Source organism: Roseomonas acroporae (assembly GCF_023223525.1).
GTDB lineage: Bacteria > Pseudomonadota > Alphaproteobacteria > Acetobacterales > Acetobacteraceae > Roseomonas_E > Roseomonas_E acroporae.
Genome location: NZ_JALPRX010000275.1, coordinates 1 through 747, shown reverse-complemented (window position 1 = coordinate 747; position 747 = coordinate 1). Strand labels below are relative to the sequence as shown.

The 747-nt window shown below is 70.8% G+C and carries 2 protein-coding genes; both read right to left on the bottom strand.

What is annotated here, in order from left to right:
• The coding region (locus M0638_RS28490) for a hypothetical protein (protein ID WP_248670336.1) at positions 1–308 on the bottom strand (308 nt) is incomplete at its 3' end.
• Positions 309–315: 7 nt separating this feature from the next.
• Positions 316–603 carry a phage holin family protein gene (locus M0638_RS28485; RefSeq protein WP_248670335.1) on the bottom strand — a complete coding sequence of 96 codons (288 nt, stop codon included), beginning with the start codon at positions 601–603 and terminating at the stop codon, positions 316–318.
• Between the last annotated feature and the right edge of the window lie 144 nt (positions 604–747).

Genomic DNA, 747 nt, shown 5'->3' with positions numbered 1-747 from the left:
GCGGCGAGCGTGGCGCCCAGCACGGCCGCCGTCTTGCTTGCCTCGGTCGCCGTGGCCTGCGCCTGCGCCACCACGCCCGGCAGCGCCTCGGCGGCCTTCGCCACCTGTGGGGGCACCGTCACGCCGCCTGGGAGCAGGATCTTGGCCCCCCCGCTGATCGTGCCGAGCAGCACCACCAGCTTCGCCAGTTCCTGCCCCATGCCGAGCACGTCCAGCCCGGCCGCCTTCGCCCCGACATAGAGGATCGCGAGCAGCAGCACGCCCGTGTGCGTGCTCTGGTCGGTGATCTGCTTCTTCAGCCAGTCCATGGGTGCCTCACGTCATCCGGGATTGCAGCCACGCCACGGCCAGGTCGATGCACCGCGGCCCGACATAGGCCACGGCGATCGTGCAGGCGTAGGCGGGGAAATCGTGCAGGGCGAGGATGTCGGCCACCCCGCGCCCGATCAGGCCCATGCCGATAGCAACGGGCAGTTCCCACAGCAGGGACCAGCCGAGCGGCCGGGTCTGCGCGCTGTGGTAGGCCAGCAGCCGGCCCAGCACGCCGAGCAGCGCCGCGCCGACGGCCGCGCCGAGGATGCCCTTGAACCATGGGTCGTCCATCAGGGTGCTGCCTCACGCCGCGCGCGCGGCGATGTAGGCCGGCCGGTCGCCGACGATGAAGTCCGACACGTCCATGTGCAGGCTGCCATCCGCCCATGGCGCGTCGTTCGACGGGTTGTTGGTCATCGTGTAGTCGAAGATCGA

Excerpts from the sequence above, each read along its gene's own strand:
- M0638_RS28485 (WP_248670335.1), bottom strand. The coding sequence starts at position 603 with ATGGACGACCCATGGTTCAAGGGCATCCTCGGCGCGGCCGTCGGCGCG.